Annotated in this window: 25 protein-coding genes; 15 read left to right on the top strand and 10 right to left on the bottom strand. The window is 67.8% G+C overall.

The window, feature by feature from the left end; genetic code table 11:
• Positions 1-283: 283 nt before the first annotated feature.
• Genes FHD68_RS03195 through FHD68_RS03205 form a run of 3 tightly spaced genes read left to right on the top strand, consistent with a single transcriptional unit; the run spans position 284 to position 1871 of the window.
• Positions 284-529 (top strand): hypothetical protein, encoded by a 246-nt coding sequence (locus FHD68_RS03195; protein ID WP_042246064.1) that lies wholly within the window; start codon positions 284-286, stop codon positions 527-529.
• A 56-nt stretch (positions 530-585) separates the two neighbouring features.
• On the top strand, positions 586-1158 hold the full coding sequence (locus FHD68_RS03200; protein WP_127898921.1) for a nitroreductase family protein: 573 nt from the start codon (positions 586-588) through the stop codon (positions 1156-1158).
• Entirely contained in the window at positions 1155-1871 is a 717-nt protein-coding gene (locus tag FHD68_RS03205; RefSeq protein ID WP_240542440.1) for an EI24 domain-containing protein, read from the top strand. The genes FHD68_RS03200 and FHD68_RS03205 overlap by 4 nt, the downstream gene beginning before the upstream one ends.
• On the opposite strand, the gene FHD68_RS03210 is transcribed toward FHD68_RS03205, so the two are convergent.
• Together FHD68_RS03210 and mce are read right to left on the bottom strand one after the other, a co-directional pair.
• A complete protein-coding gene (locus FHD68_RS03210; protein WP_127898922.1) occupies positions 1828-2097 on the bottom strand; it encodes a DUF1467 family protein in 270 nt (89 codons plus the stop codon). The genes FHD68_RS03205 and FHD68_RS03210 overlap by 44 nt on opposite strands.
• Positions 2097-2501: a methylmalonyl-CoA epimerase gene (gene mce, locus FHD68_RS03215; RefSeq protein WP_042246072.1), complete on the bottom strand. Its 405-nt coding sequence runs from the start codon at positions 2499-2501 to the stop codon at positions 2097-2099. The genes FHD68_RS03210 and mce overlap by 1 nt, the downstream gene beginning before the upstream one ends.
• Positions 2502-2630: 129 nt before the next feature.
• On the opposite strand from mce, the gene FHD68_RS03220 reads away from it, so the two are divergent.
• Complete coding sequence (locus FHD68_RS03220) at positions 2631-3365, top strand: response regulator (protein ID WP_127898923.1); 735 nt, start codon at positions 2631-2633, stop codon at positions 3363-3365.
• Between the two features lie 2 nt (positions 3366-3367).
• Here the strand turns inward: FHD68_RS03220 and FHD68_RS03225 are convergent, their stop codons facing one another.
• The 6 genes from FHD68_RS03225 to FHD68_RS03250 all read right to left on the bottom strand — a co-directional run bounded on the left by FHD68_RS03225 (position 3368) and on the right by FHD68_RS03250 (position 9757).
• Positions 3368-4543 carry a DUF1501 domain-containing protein gene (locus tag FHD68_RS03225; RefSeq protein ID WP_127898924.1) on the bottom strand — a complete coding sequence of 392 codons (1176 nt, stop codon included), beginning with the start codon at positions 4541-4543 and terminating at the stop codon, positions 3368-3370.
• A 4-nt stretch (positions 4544-4547) separates the two neighbouring features.
• On the bottom strand, positions 4548-5915 hold the full coding sequence (locus FHD68_RS03230; protein WP_127898925.1) for a DUF1800 domain-containing protein: 1368 nt from the start codon (positions 5913-5915) through the stop codon (positions 4548-4550).
• A gap of 65 nt (positions 5916-5980) precedes the next feature.
• Positions 5981-7756, bottom strand: coding sequence for an aspartate--tRNA ligase (gene aspS / locus FHD68_RS03235; RefSeq protein ID WP_127898926.1), 1776 nt, complete (start codon positions 7754-7756; stop codon positions 5981-5983).
• 75 nt (positions 7757-7831) lie between these two features.
• Positions 7832-8494, bottom strand: a complete 663-nt coding sequence (locus tag FHD68_RS03240) for a CPBP family intramembrane glutamic endopeptidase (protein ID WP_127898927.1) — start codon at positions 8492-8494, stop codon at positions 7832-7834.
• Positions 8467-9273, bottom strand: a complete 807-nt coding sequence (locus FHD68_RS03245) for a glycoside hydrolase family 25 protein (RefSeq protein ID WP_127898928.1) — start codon at positions 9271-9273, stop codon at positions 8467-8469. Before FHD68_RS03245 ends, FHD68_RS03240 begins: the two co-directional genes overlap by 28 nt.
• 175 nt (positions 9274-9448) lie before the next feature.
• Positions 9449-9757, bottom strand: a complete 309-nt coding sequence (locus FHD68_RS03250) for a tripartite tricarboxylate transporter TctB family protein (protein WP_127898929.1) — start codon at positions 9755-9757, stop codon at positions 9449-9451.
• A gap of 127 nt (positions 9758-9884) precedes the next feature.
• Between FHD68_RS03250 and FHD68_RS03255 the strand changes: the two genes are divergently transcribed.
• Positions 9885-10733: a glycosyl transferase gene (locus FHD68_RS03255; protein ID WP_127898930.1), complete on the top strand. Its 849-nt coding sequence runs from the start codon at positions 9885-9887 to the stop codon at positions 10731-10733.
• A complete protein-coding gene (locus tag FHD68_RS03260) occupies positions 10733-11545 on the top strand; it encodes an NAD-dependent epimerase/dehydratase family protein (RefSeq protein ID WP_127899408.1) in 813 nt (270 codons plus the stop codon). Before FHD68_RS03255 ends, FHD68_RS03260 begins: the two co-directional genes overlap by 1 nt.
• A gap of 65 nt (positions 11546-11610) precedes the next feature.
• Here the strand turns inward: FHD68_RS03260 and cobT are convergent, their stop codons facing one another.
• A complete protein-coding gene (gene cobT / locus FHD68_RS03265; RefSeq protein ID WP_127898931.1) occupies positions 11611-13479 on the bottom strand; it encodes a cobaltochelatase subunit CobT in 1869 nt (622 codons plus the stop codon).
• A 30-nt stretch (positions 13480-13509) separates the two neighbouring features.
• Entirely contained in the window at positions 13510-14481 is a 972-nt protein-coding gene (cobS, locus tag FHD68_RS03270) for a cobaltochelatase subunit CobS (RefSeq protein ID WP_045981614.1), read from the bottom strand.
• Positions 14482-14635: 154 nt separating this feature from the next.
• Between cobS and FHD68_RS03275 the strand changes: the two genes are divergently transcribed.
• The 9 genes from FHD68_RS03275 (at position 14636) to FHD68_RS03315 (ending at position 23136) form a co-directional block, all read left to right on the top strand.
• A complete protein-coding gene (locus FHD68_RS03275; RefSeq protein ID WP_045981615.1) occupies positions 14636-15190 on the top strand; it encodes a sigma-70 family RNA polymerase sigma factor in 555 nt (184 codons plus the stop codon).
• Complete coding sequence (locus FHD68_RS03280; RefSeq protein ID WP_127898932.1) at positions 15187-15891, top strand: anti-sigma factor; 705 nt, start codon at positions 15187-15189, stop codon at positions 15889-15891. Before FHD68_RS03275 ends, FHD68_RS03280 begins: the two co-directional genes overlap by 4 nt.
• Positions 15892-15993: 102 nt before the next feature.
• Positions 15994-16560, top strand: a complete 567-nt coding sequence (locus tag FHD68_RS03285; protein ID WP_139085154.1) for a fasciclin domain-containing protein — start codon at positions 15994-15996, stop codon at positions 16558-16560.
• Between the two features lie 184 nt (positions 16561-16744).
• Positions 16745-17746, top strand: a complete 1002-nt coding sequence (locus FHD68_RS03290) for a DUF808 domain-containing protein (RefSeq protein WP_127898934.1) — start codon at positions 16745-16747, stop codon at positions 17744-17746.
• Positions 17747-17853: 107 nt separating this feature from the next.
• Positions 17854-19167 carry a sn-glycerol-3-phosphate ABC transporter substrate-binding protein UgpB gene (gene ugpB / locus FHD68_RS03295; RefSeq protein ID WP_127898935.1) on the top strand — a complete coding sequence of 438 codons (1314 nt, stop codon included), beginning with the start codon at positions 17854-17856 and terminating at the stop codon, positions 19165-19167.
• Positions 19168-19245: 78 nt separating this feature from the next.
• Positions 19246-20124, top strand: a complete 879-nt coding sequence (gene ugpA, locus FHD68_RS03300; protein WP_045981620.1) for a sn-glycerol-3-phosphate ABC transporter permease UgpA — start codon at positions 19246-19248, stop codon at positions 20122-20124.
• Complete coding sequence (gene ugpE / locus FHD68_RS03305) at positions 20124-20972, top strand: sn-glycerol-3-phosphate ABC transporter permease UgpE (protein WP_046000989.1); 849 nt, start codon at positions 20124-20126, stop codon at positions 20970-20972. The genes ugpA and ugpE overlap by 1 nt, the downstream gene beginning before the upstream one ends.
• A gap of 1 nt (position 20973) precedes the next feature.
• A complete protein-coding gene (locus FHD68_RS03310; protein WP_045981622.1) occupies positions 20974-21981 on the top strand; it encodes a sn-glycerol-3-phosphate import ATP-binding protein UgpC in 1008 nt (335 codons plus the stop codon).
• Positions 21982-22065: 84 nt separating this feature from the next.
• On the top strand, positions 22066-23136 hold the full coding sequence (locus tag FHD68_RS03315) for a M4 family metallopeptidase (RefSeq protein WP_127898936.1): 1071 nt from the start codon (positions 22066-22068) through the stop codon (positions 23134-23136).
• Positions 23137-23140: the final 4 nt, after the last annotated feature.

Genomic DNA, 23140 nt, shown 5'->3' on the forward strand with positions numbered 1-23140 from the left:
CCGACGGGGCCGGCAGGACCGGGACCTGCGGGACGGGCGCGGGCATGGGGGCGGTGCCGGGTGCGGGCAGCGGCGCACAGCCCGCGACGGCCACTGCCGCGATCAACCCTGCCAGCCAGCTGCGCGCCATCATCTGTCCCATCGTCCCTGCCCTGTTGCGCCGCCCCGGCGTCGGCGCGATCCTGTCGGCGCAGAATACCCCCTGCCCGTCCGGCGTAAACCCCGACCGCTTGCCGCAGCCCCCCTTTCACGCGATTGTCGGGCCTTTCCCAAGGAGATTCGGATGTTCACTATCGAACACGACTTCGACGCGACCGTGATCACCCTGATCGACGAGGCCGAGGCCCAGACACGCCCGCTGAACGAGGACGTCGTCATCCTGGGCTTTGACGACCGGGTGATTCTGGAACAGATGAGCGATGACGGCGAAGAGGTCGTGCGCATCACCCTGTCCATGCATCAGCTGACCGAACTGCGCCTTGCGCTGAACCTGCCCGAGGGCAATTACCGCATCGAGAAGGAAGGCTGACCGCCCGCCCGCGGCCAGCCTCTCGGCTACCGCCCCTGATCTTACAGGAGATCCGCATGGACCACCGCAACGACGCCGCCCTGCAGTTTCTGGCCACCCGCCGGTCCCACCCGCCCAAGATGATGACCGGTCCGGGCCCGGACCCTGACCAGCTGGCCGATCTGCTGACCCTGGCGGCCCGCGTTCCCGATCATGGCAAGCTGGAGCCGTGGCGCTTTGTCGTGCTGGGCCGCCAAACCCTGGATGCGATGGCGCCGCGGCTGCGCGACGCGGTCCTGGCCGCGGGGCAGGATCAGACGGCGGCGGACAAGGCGGCCTCGGCCATGGCGTCGCCGGTGATCGTGGCGGTGGTCTTCTCCCCGGTCGACAGCCCCAAGGTTCCCGAATGGGAGCAGGTCCTGTCGACGGGCGCGCTGTGCCTGGGGCTGGTCAACGCGGCGCTGGCATCCGGTTGGGGCGCCGCCTGGCTCACGGGCTTTGCGGCGCTGGACCAATCCTTTGCGCAGGCGCATCTGGGCATCGCGGCGCATGAGCGCGTCGCGGGGCTGATCCATATCGGCACCCGCGGCGCGCAGCCCCCGGAACGCCCGCGCCCCGACATCGCCGCCAAGACCGAGTGGCGTCCATGATGCCCATTCGCGCGCTGCTGCGGGGTTGGGCCGACCTGCTGCGCCCATCGGTACTGCGGCTGGTGCTGCTGGGCATCGGGCTGACGCTGGTGCTGTTCGTGGCCCTGCAGGCGGCGATCTTCTGGACGCTGCGGCTGTGGCTGCCGGGCGGGGTCACCCTGCCCTGGCTGGGCCAGATCGAGTTCGGTCAGGTGCTGTCCTGGGGATCGCTGGCGCTGTTTCCGGTAATGGGGATCTTCCTGATGGCCCCGGTCGCCGCCGGTTTTGCGGGCCTCTTCGCGGAAACCGTTGCCGAAAAGGTCGAGGCGATCCATTACCCGGACCGCCGCGGCACGTCGCTGGACTTCTTCGACGGGCTGCTGGAATCCGTGGCGGTCGTGCTGGCGGTCCTGGGGGTGCTGGTGATCAGCCTGATCCTGACGCCCTTCATCGGCCCCTTTGCGCCCCTGCTGTTCCTGGGCGCGAACGGCTGGCTGCTGGGACGCGAGTTCTTTCAGATGGCCGCCCGTCGCCACCTGGACGAAGGCCCGGCCAGCGACCTGCGCCGCGCCCATTCGGCGCGCGTGACCCTGACGGGCGTGCTGGTCGCGGTGGGCCTGGTCATCCCCGTGGTCAACATCGCCGTGCCGCTGCTGGCGGCGGCGGCCTTCACCCACCTGTTCCAGATGATCAGCGGATCCACTGGTCCAGGTTCGAGATATCCGCGCGCGTGATCACGCCGCCCAGGACGATCCACGCCAGTACGGCCCAGATGGCGCTGGTGATGGCCGTGGTCCAGATCAGCTTGCGCCGCCAGTTCACGCCCGACGGCGCGCCCGCATGGGTGCCGGGAATGACCTCTCCGGCATCGGCCTGACTGCGCTGCCCGATGGGCATGACGCAGAACAGGGTCAGGAACCACAGCGAGGCGAACAGAACGATACCGCCGGTCAGGTTCATCAGATTTGCTCCAGTTCGATCAGGCAGCCGTTGAAATCCTTGGGGTGCAGGAACAGCACGGGCTTGCCATGGGCGCCGATCTTCGGCTCTCCGGTGCCCAGCACGCGGGCGCCTTGTGTCTTCATGTGGTCGCGCGCGGCGATGATGTCATCCACCTCGAAGCACATGTGATGGATGCCGCCCGACGGGTTCTTGTCCAGGAACCCGCGGATCGGGCTGTCGTCGCCCAGAGGGTACAAAAGCTCGATCTTGGTGTTCGGCAGTTCGATGAACACCACGGTCACGCCGTGGTCGGGTTCGTCCTGGGGCGGACCGACGGTGGCCCCCAGGGTGGTCTGGTACTGTGCCGCCGCCGCCTGCAGGTCGGGGACGGCAATGGCGACATGGTTCAGGCGACCGATCATCGTCACATCCTCCGTTTCAGGCGGTTCTAAGCCCTGGGCGCGCCGCGGGAAAGGAAAAGCATCGCCGTTAACCGGTTCTTAGCGAATCGGGGCTTAACTGGGCGTGAAGACGTGGATGGGGACACAGACATGCTGACGGATATCACGGCCGACACGCCCAAGCCCTTGCCGCAATGGCGTTTGTCGCTGCCCAACAGACCGCTGACAGGCCTGACGGTGCTGGTGATCGAGGATTCGCGCTTTGCCAGCGAGGCCGTGCGGCTGCTGTGTCTCAAGTCCGGTGCGCGGATTCGCCGCGCGGATTGCCTGCGGTCCGCGGCGCGTCATCTGCGCAGCTATCGTCCGGCGGTGGTGGTGATCGACCTGGGCCTGCCCGATGGCGACGGGGTCGCGCTGATCGCCGAACTGCATGCCGCCGAACTGCGGGTGCCGGTGATCCTGGCGATGTCCGGCGATCCCGACCGCGCGTCCGAGGCGCTGGCGGCGGGTGCGGACGGGTTCCTGCCCAAGCCGGTCGAGAGCCTGGCGGTGTTCCAGCAGGCGATCCTGCGGGTGCTGCCCGCCGATACCGGGGCGATGACGCTGCGGGCGCTGCCCGACGACATGATCCAGCCCGACCCCTCGGGCCTGCGCGACGACCTGGCCCACGTGGCGGAGGTGCTGTCCAGCGCCCATGACACGACCGAGATCGACTATATCGCCCGCTTCCTGGCCGGGGTGGCACGGTCCGCCCACGACCCCGCGCTGGAGGCTGCGGCCACGGCGCTGGCGCGCGACTACAACGCCGGGCACGCGCTGGCGACGGACCTGGCGCGTATCAGCGGCATGGTCCAGGACCGCCTGTCCCGCGTGGCCGAGATGTAGGATTAGGCGGTCATCCGCGGATCGGACCCCATGTCCAGTCCGGGAAAGACAGACCCCTCCAGGGTGGCACGATCGATGCCGAACTTGGCGTGCATCGCCCAGGCCGCATAGGCGCGAATGTCGCGCAGCGGCATCAGGTCGCGCCCGTCGTACAGATCGCCCTCTGCCAGACCCGGCCAATCGCCCATCATCCGCCCGCCGCGCACGGCGCCCCCCGCCACCAGCAGCGTGCCCCCGGTGCCGTGATCGGTCCCCGCCGATCCGTTCTCGCGGACGGTGCGTCCGAACTCTGTCATCGCCATGACGGTGGTGCGGTCCCAGTTCGCGCCCAGATCCGCCTTCAGCGTCAGAATCGTGTCGGCCAGCCGCCCCAGCATCCGCAGCAGCGACCCCGCCTGCCCCGCATGGGTGTCCCACCCGCCGATGGAAAAGCTGGCGATCCGCGTCTGGCCGTTCAGGCGGTCCGCGGCAAAACGCGCGATCTCCAGGTGGTCCTGTCCCGGCTTGCCGGTGGCAAGGTCCGGCGACAGGCTGGCCACGATCTCCATCGCCTGCGCACTGGCGTCGCGGAACAGCGGGTCATCGTGATAGATGCGCGTCAGCAGCTGCTCGGCCTGCGGGCTGAGGTCCATCTGCGCCTTGGGGGTCCAGCTTTTGGCCGGGGCCTGCCCCTGCAGGATGCGCATCTGCGAGACCCCTACAGAATAGGCGGTCTCCGACGCCTGCCCCGGCATCGCCTGCAGCAGCCGGTTCAGCCAGCCGTCCTGCTGGGCATCCAGGTCCAGGTCGGTGCCGGTGCCGGCCTCCAGCATGGTCTGGCCGTCGAAATGGCTGCGCTTGTCGCGATAGGGCGTCGAGACCGCGGGCGCGAAGGCCAGCTGCCCGGCCTGCCACAGCGGCAACAGGTCCGACAGGCCCGGATGCAGCGCAAAGAACCCGTCCAGATCAGTGGCGCCGTGATCGGGTCCAAGCGACAGGGTCTGGCGCAGCCCCCGAAGTGCGGGGTCGCCATAAGGCTGAAACGCGTCCATCCCGTCCATCGCGCCGCGCAGGATGATGACGACCAGGCGATTGTCGCCCGGCGCCGCCGCGAAGGTCGCCGACGACAGCAGCGGATGCGCGGCGGCCGAGCAGCCGATCAGCGCCGTCGATTTCAGGAACAGCCGCCGAGACAGCATCGCGTCACCTCCGGTTGAAATCGGCCGAGGCCAGGATCAGGGTCACGCCCTCGGCCTGGCTTTCGGCGCGCGGGACCGCCCAGGACAGCGCCTCGGACGCGGTGTCGCCCAAGGCCGCACGCAGCAGCTGGCGTGCGTCGGGCAGCGGGTCGGTCAGCCGCGACGGCGCGCTCAGCGCCCAGGTGATGCGCATCGCCAGACCTTGGGGGCTGGCCCAGGCCGCCTGATCCTCGGGCCAGCCGTCGGGCCCCAGGGGGCTGCCCCAGGCCTGCCCCATCGCAGTCATCGGTTGCAGCAACAGACGCTGCAGCTGGCCCGGCTTCATGTCGCGGACCTGACGCCCGTCGACGCCAAGTCCGCGCAGGGCGGCCACCAGAAAGTCGAAGGGCTGCCGCATCTTCTGGCGGAACTGCTGCCGCAGTTCCGGCGCCTCTGCCAGCGCCAGGTTCATCGCGCCCAGATCGCCGCCGGTATCGGCGAACACGGCCGCCAGCCGGTCGACCAGCGGCTGCGGCGGTTCGTCCGCGACGAAATGCACAGCCATCTTGCGGGCGATATGCCGGGCGGTCGCCGGATGGTGGGCCAGGTCGGCGATGACCCCGCGAATGTCGTCCAGACTGGCGCGCCCCCCGCCATAGCGGGCGCCCAGAACCGTCTCGGCCCCCGGTTCGGCCTGGCCGGGACGGAAGATGCCCGTCTGCCGGGGGTGATAGGCCAGTCCGGTCAGCAGTTCGGCCAGCTGCGTCACATCCTGCTGGGAGTAATCGGCCCCCACGCCAAGGCTGTGCAGTTCGATCATCTCGCGCGCCAGGTTCTCGTTCAATCCCAACGGCTTGTCGGGATTCCTGCGCGCGCGGGCCGAGTTGGGGCCGACCGACCGGTCCTGATCCAGATAGCGCACCATCGCCGGATGGATTTCGGCCGCCAGCATCATGTCGGCGAACCGACCGGTCAGATGCGGACGGATCGCATCCTGGACAAAGGCGTCGGTCATCAGGTTCCAATAGACCGTGCCACCGGTGACGGTGAAATGATCGGCCCAGAACCAGACCAGACGTTCCCCAAAGCCGGAAGGGTCATCGACTGCGCGCGCGAAACGGTTCTGGATCGCCGCACGATAGATGCCGCCCAGCCTGCGCCGATAGGCGACATCGCGATCGCGGGCGGCAGGATCGCCGGCGCGGGCGGCGGCGCCAAGGTCAAGGCCCTTGTCCTGCCAGGCGCGGACCTTGTCCAGCGTCACGGCCTGCGGCCCGATCCGCGTGGCCGCCGCAACCGATGCCGCCATTCCCGCCGGGTCGGCGGGCGGTGTCAGGCGCGGCGACAGGCCAAAGCCAAGGCGGATCGCGGCGATTTCAGCATAGGACGGCATCGGGCGACAGGCTCCGGCTGGTGCTGCTGTGCAGCATCATGCCATGTCCGCCGCCCGGGGTCAGGTCACTCTTTCGGCAACGCCCGCAGACGCAGGTCACGCATTTGCTCGTTGGTGGGCTCTGACGGGGCGCCCATCATCAGGTCCTCGGCGCGCTGGTTCATCGGGAACATGATGACCTCGCGGATGTTCTGCTCGTCGGCCAGCAGCATCACGATGCGGTCGATGCCCGCGGCACAGCCCCCGTGCGGCGGTGCGCCATAGCGGAACGCCTTGACCATGCCGCCGAACCGCTTCTCGACCTCGGATGCCGGATAGCCGGCCAGCTCGAACGCCTTGAACATGATCTCGGGCTTGTGGTTGCGGATCGCGCCGCTGATCAGCTCATAGCCGTTGCAGGCCAGGTCGTACTGGTATCCCAGAACCTCCAGCGGGTCGCCGTTCAGCGCCTCCATCCCGCCCTGCGGCATGCTGAAGGGGTTGTGGCTGAAGTCGATCTTGCCGTCGTCGGTCTTCTCGTACATCGGGAAATCGACGATCCAGGCGAACTTGAACTGGTTTTCGTCGATCAGGCCCAATTCACGGCCGATTTCCGTGCGGGCGCGGCCCGCGACGGCCTCGAACTGGTCGGGACGGCCGCCCAGGAAGAAGGCCGCATCACCCTCGGCCAAGCCCAGCTGCGTGCGGATCGCCTCGGTCTTCTCGACGCCAAGCGCCTTGGCGATGGGGCCGGCGGCCTCGGTCGAACCGTCCTCGGCGCGGCGCCAGATGATGTAGCCCATGCCAGGCAGGCCCTGCCCTTGCGCAAAGGCGTTCATGCGGTCGGCGAACTTTCGGCTGCCGCCGGTGGGCGCGGGAATGGCGCGGACCTGCGTGCCCTCCTGCTCCAGCAGCTTGGCGAAGATGCCGAAGCCCGACCCGCGGAAGTGATCGCTGACGATCTGCATCTCGATCGGGTTCCGGAGGTCGGGCTTGTCGGTGCCGTATTTCAGCAGGCTGTCGGCATAGGGGATCAGCGGCCAGTCGGCGTCCACGCGGCGGCCGCCACCGAACTCCTCGAACAGGCCTTGGATGACCGGCTGGACAGTGGCGAACACGTCCTCCTGCCGGACGAAGGACATCTCCATGTCCAGCTGATAGAAATCGGTCGGGCTGCGGTCGGCGCGCGGGTCCTCGTCGCGGAAGCAGGGGGCGATCTGGAAATACTTGTCGAAACCCGCGACCATGATCAGCTGCTTGAACTGCTGGGGCGCCTGCGGCAGGGCATAGAACTTGCCCGGATGCAGTCGCGACGGCACCAGGAAGTCGCGCGCGCCCTCGGGGCTGCTGGCCGTGATGATCGGCGTCTGGAATTCGGTGAAGTTCTGGTCCCACATGCGGTTGCGGATCGACCGGATGACCTTGGACCGCAGCATGATGTTGTTGTGCAGGCTGTCGCGGCGCAGGTCCAGAAAGCGATAGGCCAGCCGCGTCTCCTCGGGATAGTCCTGGTCGCCGAAGACCGGCAGGGGCAGTTCGTCCGCGGGCCCCAGCACCTCGATTTCGGTGGCATAGACCTCGATCTCGCCGGTGGGCAGCTTGGCGTTGACCAGCGACGCGTCACGCATCTTGACCCGGCCGTCGATGCGGATGACGGTCTCTGCCCGCAGCTTGTCCATCGCGGCAAAGGCGGGGCTGTCGCTGTCGGCCAGCACCTGCGTCATGCCGTAATGGTCGCGCAGGTCGACGAACAGCACGCCCCCGTGGTCGCGGACCCGGTGGACCCAGCCCGACAGGCGGACGGTGGTTCCGGCATCGGCGGCCTTCAGGTCGCCGCAGGTATGGCTGCGATAGGCGTGCATGAGCGTTTTCCCCAGTTTTTCAGCCCCCGCACAAAGCGCGGGCTGGGCGGGAAGTCAACCTCTTAGAGCAGGCCTTCAGAACGGCCGCACCACGTTGCCGCTGTAGAAATAGACGCCCATGCCAACAGCGAACAGCACGTTCCCGGCCACCGCGTGCAGCGCCCAAGCCGCCGGAAAGCCGTGCCGCAGATAGGCGCGGGCAAAGAACCAGCCGCCCACGAAGGTCATGATCGCCACGATCCAGGACCAGTACATCAGATGCGCGAACGAAAAGATGGCCGCGTTCAGCGCGATGGCCGCCCGCCCCTGGGGCAGGATCGCGCCGTAGCGGTGAAAGAACAGCGGGCGGAAGATCAGCTCCTGCGGCAGCGCCGACAGGATCGGATAGAAGGTCCAGATGACCAGCAGGAATTCGGGCCGGTTGCGGGGGATCGAGAACAGCGCCTCGGGGCGCATCCAGGCCAGGATCAGCCAGCCCGCCGCCAGCGTCGCCAGCGCGATGCCCGCCAGCTCCTGCCAGGGCATCCGCCGCCAGCCCCGCACCAGCACGCGCCAGCGGAACCCGCCGGTGATCCACAGCAGCGCCATCCCGGCCAGGCTGAACACCGCCAGCGCGGTGAACAGCTGATCGGGCGGCAGGAACAGTGCGATCGCCAGCGGCGCCCCGACATAGAGCGCCGCGAACTCGACCTGCAGCCAGCGCCGGGGGGCTAGCGAACCAGGCGCGCCTGCAACCATCGCGCCCAATCCGCAGCCGAGCCCGCAAAGGCGTTGATGTCCGTGTCACCGCGGATGCCCGGAACGATGCCCGTGCCGGTATACTGCCAGAACGTCCAGCGCTGGCCCGGATAGGTGACACTGGGATGATCCGCGACCGATCGCAGCCAGAACTCGGCGTTCATGCGGCCCATCTGGTTCTCGCGATAGAAATCGACGGTGGTGTAGATGATCGGGCGCTGGCCGTAATGGCGGCCGACGATCTGCATGAATACCTCGGCCTCGCGCAGAACCTCGGCGGCCGGGGGGCGGCGGGGGCAGTTGCGCGAATTGGTCCATTCCATGTCCAGCACGGGCGGCAGCGATCCGGCCTCGCGCGGGACGTTCTGGATGTACCAATATGCGTTCTCGGCGCCAGATCGGCAGAAATAGTAGAAATGATAGGCGCCCCGCGGGATCCGGGCCTGCGCGGCCTCGTACCAGTAGCGGCGGAAGTTCGGGTCGGAGTGATCGCCCCCTTCGGTCGCCTTGATGAAGGCGAAGCTGATGCCCGCACCGCGCACCCGGTTCCAGTCGATGTCCCCCTGCCAGCGCGAGATGTCGATGCCGTGCACCGCATGCCCATAGGGCGCGCCGTTGCGCCACTGGTGCGGCGCGCGGTCGCCCAGCTGCGGGTTCGCCCCGGGTCCGGGCGCGACCTGGTAGCCGCCAGGCGCCTGCCCCCGCGGCGGCGTCCGTCCGCAGGAGACGGCGAATGTCACCACCGCCAACCCCAGCAACAGCTTTGTCAGAAATTTCATGCCTGCCCCTTCTTCTGTCCGAAGATACCGCCCGCGGCGCTTTGCGCGCCATTCTGTGGCCGTTATCTCAAACCCGTGAGGCAATGTCATCGGCCCATGCCGGTCACGGTTGCGTCAGAAGAACGCCCGGACCGTTTCAGGTCCGGGCGCGGGGAACACGGAATGTGGGCGCGGCTCAGTTCGCGGGCGCGGGGGCATCGTCGCCTGCGGGCCGGTCGGCGGTGCCGGTGGGGGCGGTGGTGCCATCGGCCGGGGTATCCGCGCCGGGCGTGGTGGGTTCGCCGACATCCTCGCCCAGGCCCTCGGCATCGCTGATCGGCGTGTCGGCGGGCGGGGCGGTCATGGCGATGCCGTCTTCCTGTTCGTCCACGCCAGGCGTGAAGACGAAGAACACCAGTGCCGCCACGACCAGCGCGACGATGATGGCGATGATCGCGGGCTTGTGATTGCGCGCGGCTTTTTCCGGCTCGTGGTTGTGGGACATGGGATCACTTTCCTGTTGGACTCGCAAGGAAACGTGGCCGGGGGTGGGCGGTTCCGCAACAGCTTGGCAAACCCCGCGCCCGTCTGCCATGAAGGCCCGACACCCGCCCCGATCAGGACCCGCGCAGATGACCGATCCTACGCTACCCCCCGGACTAGTCGCGGACGGACCTGCGACAGCACGCCGCGCCTTCGTCACCCTGGTCAGCAATGCCGCCTACCTGCCCGGCGCCGAGGCGCTCCTGCGTTCCCTCAGGCTGACCGGAACCTCCGCCGATCTGGCGGTGATGCATCGCGGCCTCGATGCGGATGCGCTGGCGCGCCTGTCCGCGCTTGGCGCCCGGCTGATCCGGGCCGACCTGCTGCCCACGTCGGACGCCTTCGACCAGGCCCATGCCCGCGACGCGCTGCACGCACGGGCCGCATTCCTCAAGGGCGGAAAGCCGGATTTCCATACCCCCTTGGACAATTTCATCAAGCTGCGCCTATGGCAGCTGGACTACGACGCCTGCGTCTTCATCGACGCCGACGCGATCGTGCTGCGCCCGGTCGACAAGCTGTTCGATTTCCCGGAATTCTGCGCCGCGCCCAATGTCTATGACGGGCTGGACGGGTTCGGCCGGATGAATTCGGGTGTCTTCACCGCACGCCCCGATCCCGCGACCTTCGCCGCGATGATGGCCCGTCTGGACCGGCCGGGCGCCTTCTGGCGGCGCACGGATCAGACCTTCCTGCAGGAGTACTTTCCCGACTGGCAGGGGCTGTCGATCCACCACAACCTGCTGCAATACGTCTGGACGCACATGCCGCAACTTTGGGACTGGACCCAGATCCGCATCCTGCATTTCCAGTACGAGAAGCCGTGGCAGGATCACCCCAAGGCCGACAGTCTGCGCCCGCTGATCGACCTGTGGCGCCAGATCGCGGCGGGCGGACCCGTGCCCGACCTGAACGCCCTGCCCGGCCCGCCCGCCTGATGCGCGTGGCCCTGACCGGCGCGTCCGGGATCGTCGGGCGCTATGCCGCGCGCGCCCTGGGCCGGGCGGGCCACGACGTGACGCCCCTGGACCGGGCCCATGGCTGGGCGTTGGGCGACCCTGCGCCGCTGCAGGGCCATGACGCGCTGATCCACTGTGCCTTCGCCCACGCGCCGGGCCGCTATCGCGGCGGAGAGGGCGACGACCCCGCGGCCTTCATCGCTGCCAACCTGGACGGTACGCGTGCCCTGTTCGATCAAGCCGTGCGGCAGGGGGTCGGGCGGGTGCTGTTCCTGTCCTCGCGCGCGGTGCATGACGGTCATCCGCCGGGGATGCGCCTGCCCGACGACCTGCCTGCCGCGCCGACCACGCTCTACGGCCAGGTCAAGGCCGGGGCAGAGGCGTTTCTGGCATCGCTGCCGCTGGCCGGCTGCGCGATCCGCGCGACCGGCGTCTATGGTCCCGGCCCCGCGCATAAATGGCGGACGTTGTTCGCCGATTACCTGTCCGGTCGCCCCATCGCCCCGCGCATCGCGACCGAGGTCCACGCCGCCGACCTCGCCCGGGCGCTGGTCCTGCTTCTGTCGACGGGGGTGCTGCCATCCACCGTCAACTGCAGTGATCTTGTGCTGGATCACCACGACCTACTGGCGATCGTCCGCGACGCCACCGGCAGCCGTCACCCGTTGCCCCCGCGTGCCGATGCGTCACGCCTGCGCGTCCCGGACTGCACCGCACTGATCGGTGCCGGATGGCAACCCGGGGGTGATCGCCTGCTGCGCCACACGATCCGTCGATTGCTGCGGGACTAGGTCACGGATCAGCGATGCCTTCGGGGGGTCCGGGGGGCGGCGCCCCCCGGCGTCGCGGGACGCAATCAGCCTCGCCGGATCGACGCCATGCCCAGCACCCGCGCCCGCTTGCGCGGATCGCTGTCGAACAGCGCCGCCAGCTGCTCGGTGATCGCCCCGGCCAACTGCTCCGCATCGGTGATCGTCACGGCCCGCTGGTAATAGCGGGTGACGTCATGGCCGATGCCGATCGCCAGCAGCTCGACGGCGCGGCGCTTCTCGACCATGGCGATCACGTCGCGCAGGTGGCGTTCCAGGAAGTTGGCAGGGTTGACCGACAGGGTGCTGTCATCGACCGGCGCGCCGTCCGAGATCACCATCAGGATCTTGCGTGCCTCGGGGCGGCGGGTCAGGCGCTTGTGCGCCCATTCCAGCGCCTCGCCGTCGATGTTCTCCTTGAGCAGCCCCTCCTTCATCATCAGCCCCAGATTGGGACGGACACGGCGCCAGGGCGCATCGGCGGACTTGTAGACGATGTGGCGCAGGTCGTTCAGGCGCCCGGGCTGGGCCGGACGGCCCGCGGCCAGCCACGCCTCGCGCGACTGCCCGCCCTTCCAGGCGCGCGTGGTAAAGCCCAGGATCTCGACCTTGACGTTGCACCGCTCCAGCGTGCGGGCCAGCACGTCGGCGCAGATCGCCGCGATGCTGATCGGACGCCCGCGCATCGACCCGGAATTGTCGATCAGCAGCGTGACGACCGTGTCGCGGAACTCGGTGTCCTTCTCGATCTTGAAGGACAGCGGCATGGTCGGGTTTGCCACCACGCGGGCCAGGCGGCCGGCGTCCAGGACGCCCTCCTCCTTGTCGAACTCCCAGCTGCGGTTCTGCTGGGCCTGCAGGCGGCGCTGCAGCTTGTTGGCCAGGCGGCTGACGGCCCCGCGCAGGGGCTCCAGCTGCTTGTCCAGATAGGCGCGCAGGCGCTCCAGCTCGGCGATGTCGGCCAGATCCTCCGCGCGGATCTCCTCGTCCCAGGTCTGGGCAAAGACGCGGTAATCGGGGCTGGCCTCGCTGACCGGGGGCGGCAGGTCGGGCGGGCTGTCCTGATCGGGCATCTCCGCCTCGTCCGCCATCTCGTCCTCGGCGGTGTCGTCCATGCCGACCTGGGCCTGGCGCTCGTCCTGGGTCTGCTCCTGGCTGCGCTCGGGGCTGGCGTCGCTCTCCTCGCTGTCGTCCTGATCCTGCGATTCGCTGTCGCCGGATTCCTCGTCCTGCTCGGCGTTCTCGTCGCTGTCGTCATCCTCGGGCTGGTCCGGATCCTCGCCCAGCTGGTCGCCATAACCCAGGTCGGTGATGATCCGCCGCGACAGCCGAGAGAACGCGGCCTGATCCGCCAGCGCATCGTTCACGTCCGCCAGCGCCCCCGAGGCCTGGCTCTCGACAAAGGGCCGCCACAGGTCGGCGACATGCTGCGCGCCCGCGGGCAGCGCACGCCCGGTCGCCGCCTGGCGCAGGATGTAACCCGCCGCCACCGACAGCGGCGCATCGGCCGGGGCCTTGATCTGGGCATAGCCCTTCTTGTCGGCCTCGGCGCCGATCTTGGCGTCGATGTTGGACAGCGCCCCCGGCATGTCCCGCGCGCCAAGCGCCTCGCAGCGCGCGGTCTCCAGCGCCTCGTACAGCTCGCGGGCCATCGGGCCCGCGGGGGAATAGTGGGCATGGGTGCCCGCATCGTGGTGGCGCATCCGCATGGCCAGCGCGTCGGCCGTGCCGCGCGCCAACAGCACCTCGTCGCGGCCCATGCGGCGGCTGATCTGCGGCAGGCGCATCGTGTCGCCCGCAACCCCGGCCGGGTCCGCGCTGAAGGTCACGTTCAGTTCGTGTTCGCCCGCCAGCGCGCGCGTCGCCTCGGTCAAGGCCTTCTTGAACGGGTCGGCGGGGTTGTCGGATTTCTTCATCTGCGGATGGCCCCCTTGGCCGCGCGGGCCTCAGCCCGCCTTGGCGGCTGCGCTTTCCGGCAATTCCTCGTCGAACAGGCGCTGATAGAACTCTGCCACGGTCTGGCGCTCCAGCTCGTCGCATTTGTTCAGGAAGGTCAGGCGGAACGCGTATCCCACGTTGTCAAAGATGCGCGCGTTCTGCGCCCAGGAAATGACCGTGCGCGGGCTCATGACGGTGGACAGATCGCCCTGCATGAAGGCGGTCCGCGTCAGGTCGGCCAGCGTCACCATCTGGTTGATGGTCTTGCGGCCCTTCTCGGTGTTGTAATGCGGCACCTTGGCCAGCACGATCGCGGCTTCGGCGTCGTGACGCAGATAGTTCAGCGTCGCGACCAGCGACCAGCGGTCCATCTGGCCCTGGTTGATCTGCTGGGTGCCATGGTAGAGGCCGGTCGTGTCGCCCAGGCCCACCGTGTTGGCGGTGGCGAACAGGCGGAAATAGGGGTTCGGCGTGATGACCTCGTTCTGGTCCAGAAGCGTCAGCTTGCCGTCGGCCTCCAGCACGCGCTGGATCACGAACATCACGTCCGCGCGGCCCGCGTCGTATTCGTCAAAGACGATCGCGGTCGGGTTCCTCAGCGCCCAGGGCAGGATGCCCTCGTGGAACACGGTGACCTGCTTGCCGTCGACCAGTTTGATCGCATCCTTGCCGATCAGGTCGATCCGGCTGACATGACTGTCCAGGTTCACGCGCACGCAGGGCCAGTTCAGGCGCGCCGCGATCTGTTCGATATGGGTGGACTTGCCCGTCCCGTGATAGCCCTGGACCATGACGCGGCGGTTGTAGGCAAAGCCTGCCAGGATCGCCATCGTCGTGTCGGGATCGAACTTGTAGGTGCTGTCGATCTCGGGGACGCGATCCGTGCGGTCGGCAAAGCCCTTGACCTTCATGTCGCTGTCCAGACCGAACACCTCGCGCAGGTCGATCTCTTCGGTGGGTTTCGCGTTCATGTCCAGCATCGGCCCTAGCCCTTTCCATCACATCGGCGCATTGATCGCGCATTCGGGCAACGGGTGCAAGGCACGGCGCGGGCGGCCGCCACCCCGTGCGCGCGTTGACGCGCGAGGGTGTGCTTCATAAGGTGCCCACAACCCTTGGAAGGATGCCCCGGTTTTGACAGACGCACGCCGTTCCGAACTGGAAACCCTGATCGCCCGCACCGCCATGGGTGATCGCGACGCCTTTGACCGCCTGTACGACGCGACATCGGCCAAGCTGCACGCCGTGTGCCTGTCGGTCCTCAAGGACCGCCCCGAGGCCGAGGAGACCTTGCAGGAGGTCTATATCCGCGTGTGGCAAAGCGCCGCGCGCTATGCCTCGAACGGGCTGTCGCCGATGACCTGGCTGATCACCATCGCCCGCAACCGATCCATCGACAGGCTGCGCGCCCGCGGATCACGACCGGTAACCGCGCCCGAAGATGCCGCGGCCTTCGTCGCCTGCAGTGCGCCGGGTCCCGAATCGGCGACGATCATGGCCCAGGAACGCCGCATGCTGGACGACTGCCTGGCCAGGCTGGCCGAGGCGCAGGCGGGCGCCGTGCGTGCCGTCTACCTCGAGGGGGTCAGCTATGCCGACCTGGCCGCGCGTGAGGGGCTTCCCATCAACACCGTGCGCAGCTGGCTGCGCCGCAGCCTGCTGCGACTGAAGGATTGCGTAAGCCAATGACCGACGACGCCCCGCTGACCCCGTCCCAGGAAGACCAGGCGCTGGCGGCCGAGCTGGCGCTTGGCCTCTTGGACGGACCCGAGGCCGCCGCCGCGACGGCCCGCATGTCCACCGACCCGGATTTCGCCCGCATCGTCCACGACTGGTACGAACGCATGGCCGGCATCGCCGAGGCGCTGACCCCGGTCATGGCCCCTGCCCGCGCACGCCAGGCGATCCGCGAACGGTTGGGCCACGTCACCCCGCCCCTGGCCAACGACCCGACCGAACGGCGGGCCTGGTGGCGCGGTCCGATGGGCGCGCTGGCCGGGTTGCTGGCCGTCGCGGCGACCGCCGCGTTCCTGTGGCTGCCCGGGCTGCAGCAGCCCGCCGCCCCCGCCTATCAGGCACAGCTTGCGACCCAGGATCAGGCCCTGCGCGTCGCTGCCCGCATCGACGGGCGCGACATGGAGATCGCGCTGGAAAGCGGCGCCGCCCCCGATGACCGCGACTGGGAAATCTGGTGGGTGAAACCCGACGGCTCGGCCCCGGTATCGATCGGGCTGGTCCCGCGCGACGGCACCCTGCGCATGACACTGCCGGACGGGCTGGATCCCTCGGCGGATATCCAGATTGCGCTGTCGGACGAACCGGCGGGCGGATCGCCGACCGGCCAGGCGACCGGGCCGGTGGTGGCCATCGCGCCGCTCACGTCCTTGTGATCGCGGATTGACCGGTTGGTTGCGCAACTAACCCGCGCCTGCCGCGTGTTTGGGACTGTCGGGCGCAGAAATGCCGCCCAGAACCAAAACCGGAGGAAGTCCATGACCACCCGCTTTACCAAAGTCGGCGCTTCGATCATCGCTGCCACCATCGCGCTTGGCGCACCGGCCTTTGCCCAGAACACCATGGTCGGCGGCGCCGAGATGCTGCCGTCGCGCAACATCGTCGAGAACGCCGTGAACTCGGCCGACCACACCACGCTGGTCGCCGCCGTGCAGGCCGCGGGCCTGGTCGAGACGCTGTCGGGCGCCGGCCCGTTCACCGTCTTCGCCCCCACCAACGCGGCCTTCGAAAAGCTGCCCGACGGCACCGTCGAGGACCTGCTGAAGCCCGAGAGCCTGCAGACCCTGCAGACCATCCTGACCTGCCACGTCGTCCCGACCGAGGCGATGTCGTCCGCCGTGGGCCGCATGATCCAGCAGGGCGGCGGTTCGGCCGCGCTGGAGACCGTGGGTGGCTGCACGCTGACCGCCAGCATCCGCGCCAGCGACAACGCCCTGCAGATCACCGACGAGAACGGCAACGTCGCCACCGTGCTGATCCCCGACGTGGACCAGTCGAACGGCGTGATCCACTCGATCGACACCGTGCTGCTGCCGGCGTCCTAAGACGCCCCGCAGGACCTGCCGTCCCCCGACAGGCAGGTCATGGCCCGCGCAGTCCCCTCTGCGCGGGCCTTTTTGCATGCCGATCCGTGAGTGATGGTGAAACCGCTTGCCTCGACGCGCGTTGCCGGGTGCTGATGGGCTGCGGCACGGCGCCGCATCGGGCCAATTTCCGAAGGGACACTGCATGAGCGGGTTGATCGCGCTTCTTGACGACGTAGCGGCAATTTCAAAGGTGGCGGCGGCATCGATCGACGACGTGGCGGGCCAGGCGGCCAAGGCGGGCGCCAAGGCCGCGGGCGCGGTCATCGACGACGCGGCGGTGACGCCGAAATACGTCCACGGTTTCGACGCCAGCCGCGAGATCCCCATCGTCTGGAAGATCGCGCGCGGATCGTTGTTCAACAAGATGGTCATCCTGTTGCCGGTCGCGCTGCTGCTGTCGGCCCTTGCGCCTTGGGCCATTCCGCCCCTGCTGATGCTGGGCGGCGCCTATCTGTGCTACGAGGGCGCTCACAAGGTCGCGCACCTGTTCCACAAGACCGACACCCATGACAGCGAAAAGCACACCCATCCCGACACCGACGGTGCCGCGCTGGAGGAGGCCCGCGTCGCCGGCGCCATCAAGACCGACTTCATCCTGTCGGCCGAGATCATGACAATCGCCCTGTCCACCATCCCGACCGACGACAGCTTGCTGATGAAGGCCGTCATCCTGGCGCTGGTCGCTGTGGCGATCACCGTCGCGGTCTATGGGTTCGTGGCGCTGGTGGTGAAGGCCGACGATGTCGGGGTGCATCTGGCACAGCGCCGCACCGGCGCCGTCGCCGCTCTGGGCCGCGGCATCGTCAAGGTCATGCCCGGCTTCATGAAGACGCTGACCGTGGTCGGCACCGCCGCGATGATCTGGGTCGGCGGGCAGATCATCGTGCACGGCCTGGAGCAGCTGGGCTGGGGCGCGCCCTATCACCTGATTCATGACTGGGCCGAGGCCGCCGCCGCCGCCGTGCCCGCCGCCCCCGGCGTGGTCGCATGGGTCGTCACCGCCTTCTGCGACGGCGTCATCGGCCTGATCCTGGGGCTGGCCCTGCTGCCGGTGGCGACCAAGGTCATCAACCCGATCATCGGCGCGGTGATGGGGGCATTCGCGCAACTTCGTAAAAAACCGAACGCCAACGAAACCCGTTGACCCAAACCTCCCGACGTCACAAGACTGTCACATGAGCGTTGCGATGCTGTCGTGAACTGCCGATAGGCGGGGTCAGCATCGCAACTCTGTAAGGGAGGGAAGACAACATGATCCGATACGGAACCGCATCCGCGGTGGCGCTGGTGGCGTCGCTGACTGCCGCGCAGGCAGAAACGAACATCGAATGGTGGCACGCCATGGGCGGCGAGCTGGGCGCGAAGCTGGAGGAGATCGCCCAGGGCTTCAACGACAGCCAGGACGAATACACCGTCACCCCCGCCTACAAGGGCACCTACCCCGAGACGATGACCGCCGCGATCGCCGCGTTCCGCGCGAACCAGCAGCCCGCCATCGTCCAGGTGTTCGAGGTCGGCACCGGCACCATGATGGCCGCCCAGGGCGCCATCGTCCCGGTCCACGAACTGATGGAGCAGCACGGCCAGGCCTTCGACCAGGCGGCGTTCCTGCCGGCCGTCGTCGGCTATTACACCGATTCCGACGGCAACATGCTATCGATGCCCTTCAACAGCTCGACGCCGATCCTGTACTACAACAAGACCGTGTTCGAGAAGGCGGGCCTGGACCCGAACACCCCTCCCAAGACCTGGGCCGAGCTGGAGCAGTTCAGCAAGCAGATCATGGAATCGGGCGCCGCGACCTGCGGTTTCACCACGCAATGGATCAGCTGGATCCAGACCGAGAACCTGTCGGCTTGGCACAACCAGCCGATCGGCACGCTGGAGAACGGCATGGGTGGCCTTGATGCGCGCCTGTCGCTGAACGGGCCCGTTCAGGTCAAGCACTGGGAGAACCTCAAGCGCTGGTCCGACGAGGGCATCTTCAAGTACGGTGGCCCGGTGGGCGCCGACAATGCGGGGCCGATGCTGTACTCGCAGGAATGCGCGATGCTGATGGGCAGCTCGGGCAGCCGTGCCGGCGTCATCGCCAACTCGACCGCGTACGAGGTCGGCTATGGCATGCTGCCCTATTACGACGACGTCGAGGGCGCGCCGCAGAACTCGATCATCGGGGGCGCCTCGCTGTGGGTGCTGTCGGGCAAGACGGACGAGGAATACGCGGCGACCGCGGCGTTCTTCGAATACCTGACCCAGCCCGAGGTGCAGGCCGATTGGGCGTCCTTCACCGGCTACCTGCCCATCACTGCCGCCGCGCGTGAGCAGATGGCCGGCTATTATGCCGAGAACCCCGGCGCCGACACCGGCATCAACCAGATCACCCTGAACGAGCCGACCGGGAACTCCAAGGGTCTGCGCTTTGGCAGCTATGTCCAGATCCGCGGCATCATCGACGAAGAGTTCGAACAGCTTCTGTCGGGCGACAAGGACGCGCAGGGCGCGCTGGACGCGGTCGTCAGCCGCGGCGACGCGCTGCTGGAAGAGTTCCAGGCGCAGAACCAGTAACCGCCCCACCCCCTTCGGCCGGGGCCGCGCATCACGCGCGGCCCCGGTCTTTTCCCGTTTTCGCCCCAAGGTCCCGCGATGAAGCGCACCATTTTCCGAAACCAGTTGCTGCCATGGCTGCTGCTGGCCCCCCAGCTGATCATCACCTTCATCTTTTTCCTGTGGCCCGCCGGTCAGGCCATCCGTCAAAGCTTTCTGCGCGAGGATGCCTTCGGCACCCGGACGACCTTTGTCGGGCTGGAGAATTTCGCCCGCCTGTGGGGCAGCCCCGAATATCTCAACAGCCTGCAGGTGACGGCGGTCTTCGCCATCTCGGTCACGGTGCTGTCGATGGGGCTGTCGCTGCTGCTGGCGATCGCGGTGGACCGGATGATCCGCAGCACGCGGGTCTATACGACGCTGCTGGTCTGGCCCTATGCGGTGGCGCCTGCGGTCGCGGGCATCCTGTGGTGGTTCATCTTCAACCCGACCATCGGCATCATGCCCTATCTGCTGGGGGGCTTGGGCTATGACTGGAACCACATCCAGGACAAGGGCGACGCCATGACGCTGGTCGTGATCGCCAGCGCGTGGAAACAGATCAGCTACAACTTCCTGTTCTTCCTGGCAGGGCTGCAGGCGATCCCGGCCAGCCTGCGCGAGGCCGCGGCCATCGACGGGGCGGGTCCGGTGCGGCGGTTCTTCGACATCACCTTTCCGCTGCTGTCGCCGACGACGTTCTTCCTGCTGGTCGTCAACATCGTCTATGCGATGTTCGACACGTTCGGCGTGATCGACGCCACGACCGAGGGCGGCCCGGCACAGGCCACCAACATCATGGTCTACAAGGTCTATTTCGACGGCTTCGTCGGGCAGAACCTGGGCTCGTCCGCCGCGCAGTCGGTGGTCCTGATGGCGCTGGTCCTGGTGCTGACGGTGATCCAGTTCCGGTTCGTTGAGAAGAAGGTGGCCTACTGATGATCGAGAACCGTCCCTTCCTGAACCTGGCCGCCCACCTGACGCTGATCCTGGGCGTCTGCGTCGTGGCGCTGCCGGTCTGGGTGGCCTTCGTGGCCTCGACCCACAGCGCGACCGCCTTCATGTCGGGCACCATCCCGATGTGGCCGGGTGACCAGATGATCCAGAACTACAGCCAGATGCTGGGCGCGGGCGTGTCCACCAGCGGCACGCCCCCGGTCGGCGTGATGATGTTCAACAGCCTGGTCATGGCGCTGGCCATCGCCATCGGCAAGATCGTCATCTCGGTCCTGTCGGCCTTCGCGGTGGTCTATTTCCGCTTTCCGCTGCGCGGCCTGGCCTTCTGGTGCATCTTCATCACGCTGATGCTGCCGGTCGAGGTGCGCATCGTGCCCACCTTCCAGGTGGTGGCCGATCTGGGCATGCTGAACAGCTATGCCGGCCTGTCGATCCCGCTGATCGCGTCGGCCACGGCCACGTTCCTGTTCCGCCAGGTCTTCCTGACCATCCCGGACGAACTGACCGAGGCCGCCCGCATCGACGGCGCCGGGCCCATGAAGTTCTTTCGCGACATCCTGCTGCCTTTGTCGCGCACCAATATCGCAGCCCTGTTCGTGATCCTGTTCATCTATGGCTGGAACCAGTATCTTTGGCCGCTGCTGATCACGACCAGTTCGGACTATTACACCATCGTTGCGGGGATCAAGCGCATGGCGGATGCCGTGGACGGTCTGCCGCAATGGCACCTGGTCATGGCGACCGCGATGCTGGCGATGATCCCACCCGTGATCGTGGTGGTCGCCATGCAGCGCCTGTTCGTCAAAGGTCTTGTCGAGACGGAGAAATAAGATGGCATCCATCACCCTCAACAATGTCGGCAAGGTCTATGCCGGCGGCGCCCGCGCCGTGGGCGGCGTCAATATCGACATCGCGGATGGCGAATTCCTGGTCCTGGTCGGCCCGTCGGGCTGCGGAAAATCCACGCTGCTGCGCATGGTCGCGGGGCTGGAGAGCATCACCGAGGGCGAGGTCCGCATCGGCGACCGCGTGGTCAACGAGATCGAGCCCGCCGATCGCGACATCGCCATGGTGTTCCAGAACTATGCCCTGTACCCACACATGTCGGTGCGACAGAACCTGGCATACGGCCTGAAGAACCGCGGCACCCCCAAGGCCGAGATCGAGCGGCGCGTGGGCATCGCCTCGGACATCCTGCAGATCGGCCCGTTCCTGGACCGCAAGCCGCGCGCCCTGTCGGGCGGCCAGCGTCAGCGCGTCGCCATGGGCCGCGCCATCGTGCGCGAACCGGCCGCGTTCCTCTTTGACGAGCCGCTGTCGAACCTGGACGCGAAACTGCGCGTCGCCATGCGCCTTGAGATCAAGGAGCTGCAGAAGCGCCTGCGCACGACCTCGATCTATGTGACTCATGACCAGCTGGAGGCGATGACGCTGGCCGACCGGCTGGTGGTGCTGAACGGCGGGCAGATCGAACAGATCGGCACGCCGCTGGAGGTCTATCGCCGCCCGGCATCGGCCTTCGTCGCCAGCTTCATCGGCAGTCCGGCCATGAACCTGATCGAGGCCAGCGCCGTCCCGCACCTGCCCGGAACCGGGCATGCGGGCCATGTGGGCATCCGCCCCGAGGATCTGAGCGTCACCGCCGACGGCCCGATCGAGATGTCGGTGCTGGCGGTCGAGGAACTGGGCGCGCAGCGGCTGGTCCACGGCAAGACCGGCGATGCCCGCATCACCATCACCCTGCCGTCCGATGCCCCCCTGTCCGATCACATGCGCCTGTCCTATCGCCCCGGCGGGCTGCACCTGTTTGACAAGGTCAGCGGCAAGCGCATGGACTGACTAGAATGAAACGTGAACATCCGACCCTTGCGGGTCGGGCGTTCCGTGCTACCTTGGGGTGAACCAACGCGGAAAGGTCGCCCCATGTGCCTGTCGTTCGGCTGCTCTCACCACAATCCCATCGCCTGCATCGTGCCGCCCTATATGCTGCGGGTGCTGGCGCTGCGGGGTGACCCCGCGACGGCGGACATGGCGCGCACGCTGCTGCGCCATGACGAACAGCTGCGCGAGGAGCGCGCGGCCTGGGCCAGCCTGCCGCCCGCGCTGCAGGGCATCGCCCCCGATCCCGAGCTGTGCTGCCCCGACCGCCGCATCCATGACGGCGAATTCCGCGCCGCCCTTCCCGGCCGCCTGGTCCGGGCCGAAGGCGACGCGCCGTCCGGCATCGCGGATGCCGACCTGGCCTATGACAGCGCCGGCCAGGTCTTCGCGATGTTCGCCGAGGAATACGGCCGCAATTCGCTGGACGGACGCGGCATGCCGCTGGTGGCGACGGTCCAGCACCGCCGCAACTACAACAACGCCTTCTGGGACGGGCAGCAGATGGCCTATGGCACGGGCGACGGCAAGATCTTCCGGACCTTCCTGCAGCTGTCGGTCATCGCGCATGAGATGACCCATGGTGTCATCCAGCATTCCGGCGGGCTGATCTACGAGAACCAGTCCGGTGCGCTGAACGAACATGTGGCCGACGTCTTCGGCGCGCTGGCCGAACAGCGCGTGCTGGGCCAGACCGCTCATCAGGCCGACTGGCTGATCGGGCGCGGCATCCTGGGCGCGGGCATCAACGGCGTGGCGCTGCGCAGCATGAAGGCACCGGGCACGGCCTATGCCGACGACCTGCTGGGCACCGACCCCCAGCCCTGGCACATGGATCAGTTCAACACCACGACCGACGACAATGGCGGCGTGCACATCAATTCGGGCATTCCGAACCACGCCTTCTACCTGTTCTGCAGCTATCTGGGCGGCAACGCGTGGGAGCTGCCGGGCCGCATCTGGTACCGGACGCTGCAGGACCTGAACAACCCGATGGCCAGCTTTTCCGACTTTGCCGACCAGACCCTGCGCAGCGCGGCGGCACTGGCGGGCGCGGGCAGCCAACAGGCGGTGCTGTTGCGGCGCGCTTGGAAACTTGTGGGAATCGCGGTCTGATCCT

It is taken from the genome of Paracoccus marcusii, from assembly GCF_006151785.1.
GTDB classification, from domain to species: Bacteria; Pseudomonadota; Alphaproteobacteria; order Rhodobacterales; family Rhodobacteraceae; genus Paracoccus; species Paracoccus marcusii.

Bases quoted from the DNA above. Each gene is read 5' to 3' on its own strand.
- FHD68_RS03195 (WP_042246064.1), top strand. From the start codon at position 284: ATGTTCACTATCGAACACGACTTCGACGCGACCGTGATCACCCTGATC.
- FHD68_RS03200 (WP_127898921.1), top strand. From the start codon at position 586: ATGGACCACCGCAACGACGCCGCCCTGCAGTTTCTGGCCACCCGCCGG.
- FHD68_RS03205 (WP_240542440.1), top strand. From the start codon at position 1,155: ATGATGCCCATTCGCGCGCTGCTGCGGGGTTGGGCCGACCTGCTGCGC.
- FHD68_RS03210 (WP_127898922.1), bottom strand. From the start codon at position 2,097: ATGAACCTGACCGGCGGTATCGTTCTGTTCGCCTCGCTGTGGTTCCTG.
- mce (WP_042246072.1), bottom strand. From the start codon at position 2,501: ATGATCGGTCGCCTGAACCATGTCGCCATTGCCGTCCCCGACCTGCAG.
- FHD68_RS03220 (WP_127898923.1), top strand. From the start codon at position 2,631: ATGCTGACGGATATCACGGCCGACACGCCCAAGCCCTTGCCGCAATGG.
- FHD68_RS03225 (WP_127898924.1), bottom strand. From the start codon at position 4,543: ATGCTGTCTCGGCGGCTGTTCCTGAAATCGACGGCGCTGATCGGCTGC.
- FHD68_RS03230 (WP_127898925.1), bottom strand. From the start codon at position 5,915: ATGCCGTCCTATGCTGAAATCGCCGCGATCCGCCTTGGCTTTGGCCTG.
- aspS (WP_127898926.1), bottom strand. From the start codon at position 7,756: ATGCACGCCTATCGCAGCCATACCTGCGGCGACCTGAAGGCCGCCGAT.
- FHD68_RS03240 (WP_127898927.1), bottom strand. From the start codon at position 8,494: ATGGTTGCAGGCGCGCCTGGTTCGCTAGCCCCCCGGCGCTGGCTGCAG.
- FHD68_RS03245 (WP_127898928.1), bottom strand. From the start codon at position 9,273: ATGAAATTTCTGACAAAGCTGTTGCTGGGGTTGGCGGTGGTGACATTC.
- FHD68_RS03250 (WP_127898929.1), bottom strand. From the start codon at position 9,757: ATGTCCCACAACCACGAGCCGGAAAAAGCCGCGCGCAATCACAAGCCC.
- FHD68_RS03255 (WP_127898930.1), top strand. From the start codon at position 9,885: ATGACCGATCCTACGCTACCCCCCGGACTAGTCGCGGACGGACCTGCG.
- FHD68_RS03260 (WP_127899408.1), top strand. From the start codon at position 10,733: ATGCGCGTGGCCCTGACCGGCGCGTCCGGGATCGTCGGGCGCTATGCC.
- cobT (WP_127898931.1), bottom strand. From the start codon at position 13,479: ATGAAGAAATCCGACAACCCCGCCGACCCGTTCAAGAAGGCCTTGACC.
- cobS (WP_045981614.1), bottom strand. From the start codon at position 14,481: ATGCTGGACATGAACGCGAAACCCACCGAAGAGATCGACCTGCGCGAG.
- FHD68_RS03280 (WP_127898932.1), top strand. From the start codon at position 15,187: ATGACCGACGACGCCCCGCTGACCCCGTCCCAGGAAGACCAGGCGCTG.
- FHD68_RS03285 (WP_139085154.1), top strand. From the start codon at position 15,994: ATGACCACCCGCTTTACCAAAGTCGGCGCTTCGATCATCGCTGCCACC.
- FHD68_RS03290 (WP_127898934.1), top strand. From the start codon at position 16,745: ATGAGCGGGTTGATCGCGCTTCTTGACGACGTAGCGGCAATTTCAAAG.
- ugpB (WP_127898935.1), top strand. From the start codon at position 17,854: ATGATCCGATACGGAACCGCATCCGCGGTGGCGCTGGTGGCGTCGCTG.
- ugpA (WP_045981620.1), top strand. From the start codon at position 19,246: ATGAAGCGCACCATTTTCCGAAACCAGTTGCTGCCATGGCTGCTGCTG.
- ugpE (WP_046000989.1), top strand. From the start codon at position 20,124: ATGATCGAGAACCGTCCCTTCCTGAACCTGGCCGCCCACCTGACGCTG.
- FHD68_RS03310 (WP_045981622.1), top strand. From the start codon at position 20,974: ATGGCATCCATCACCCTCAACAATGTCGGCAAGGTCTATGCCGGCGGC.
- FHD68_RS03315 (WP_127898936.1), top strand. From the start codon at position 22,066: ATGTGCCTGTCGTTCGGCTGCTCTCACCACAATCCCATCGCCTGCATC.